The sequence below is a fragment of the Streptomyces sp. NPDC057654 genome (genome assembly GCF_042800135.1).
Classification (GTDB): Bacteria; Actinomycetota; Actinomycetes; order Streptomycetales; family Streptomycetaceae; genus Streptomyces.
In genome coordinates, this window is sequence record NZ_JBHVHQ010001335.1 from 1 (window position 1) to 1503 (window position 1503).

2 protein-coding genes are annotated in these 1503 nt (G+C 71.1%); both read right to left on the reverse strand.

Annotated features, from left to right (window positions below; translation table 11 throughout):
- Positions 1–554: isopentenyl-diphosphate Delta-isomerase (gene idi, locus ACFU99_RS43360; RefSeq protein WP_384404229.1), on the reverse strand; the 554-nt coding region annotated here is incomplete at its 3' end.
- A gap of 54 nt (positions 555–608) precedes the next feature.
- The coding region (locus tag ACFU99_RS43365) for a cation diffusion facilitator family transporter (RefSeq protein ID WP_384404232.1) at positions 609–1503 on the reverse strand (895 nt) is incomplete at its 5' end.

Here is a 1503-nt window from a genome sequence, read left to right on the forward strand (position 1 = left end):
GTCATGAACCACGCCGAGAACGGCCCCCGCTCGCGCAGCGCGTCCAGCTCCGCCGGCGTGACGAACGCCGTCTCGCCGATCTCCTCGGGGTCCGGCCGCAGCGGAGCCCGCACCAGGCCCGCGAAGAGGTGGTTGTACTCCTGCTCCACCAGGCCCGACGCCGGGTCCGGGTGGTTGTAGCGGACCGTGCCCGCCTCGCGCATCAGCGCGGGCGCGACCCCCAGCTCCTCCCCGGTCCGGCGGGCGGCCGCGACGAAGGGCGGCTCCTCCGGATACGGGTGGCCGCAGCAGGTGTTCGACCAGACGCCGGGGGAGTGGTACTTGCCCAGCGCCCGGCGCTGGAGGAGCAGCCGCCCGCTGTCGTCGAAGAGGAAGACGGAGAAGGCGCGATGCAGCCGGCCGGGGGCGATATGGGCGGACAGTTTCTCCGCGGTGCCGATGGTCGTGCCGTGCTCGTCGACCAGCTCCAGCATGATCGGTTCGGTGGCGCCGTCAGGGGCGGTGGGGACCGCAGCGGTGTCCGTGGCGCGGCCTTCGGCTGGTGTGATCGGCATGGACCATCCTCGTTGTCGGTCTTCGGCCCAAGTCTGCCGTACGCGGCACCGGCGTCAGTGACAGAGCCTGGCTTCATGCTCAGCATGTCCGCTCGGCTCCAACTGGAACGTGCAGTGCTCCACATCGAAGTGGGCGCCCAGGCAGCCCTGGAGGTCGTGCAGCATCTTTTCGTGCCCCGTGGCGTCCAGGATCTCCCGGTCCACCACCACATGCGCGGAGAGCACCGGCATCCCGGACGTAATGGTCCAGACATGCAGGTCGTGCACGCCCTCCACACCGGACAAGGCGACGATGTGCGACCGGACGGCGGCCATGTCGACATTCTTCGGCGCGGCCTCCAGCAGCACGTCGAGTGCCTCGCGGAGCAGTTTGACGGTACGCGGCACGATCATCAGCCCGATCACCAGGGAGGCCACCGGGTCGGCCCGCACCCACCCGGTAGCCATGATCACCAGGGCCGCGACCACCACCGCCAGCGACCCCAGCGCGTCCGAGAGCACCTCCAGGAAGGCCCCGCGCACATTCAGGCTCTCCCGCTGGCCGCGCACCAGCAGCGCCAGAGAGACCAGGTTCGCCGCCATGCCGACCAGACCGAAGACGACCGTCATCCCGCCCGGCACCTCCGCCGGATCCACCAGCCGCCCGACGGCCTCGAAGAGGATGAAGCCGCCGACGCCGAGCAGCAGCAGACAGTTCAGCAGCGCTGCCAGGATCTCGGCGCGCGCGTACCCGAAGGTCCGCCGCGGGCTCGCCGGGCGGTTCGCGAAATGGATCGCCACCAGCGCCATCGAGACCCCGACCGCGTCCGTCGCCATATGGCCCGCGTCCGCCAGCAGCGCCAGCGACCCGGTCAGCGCGCTGCCGACCAGCTCCGCGATCAGCACCGTGACCGTGATGCCGAGCGCGATCCGCAGCCGCACCCGGTACGCGGCCGCCGCCGTCCCGGTG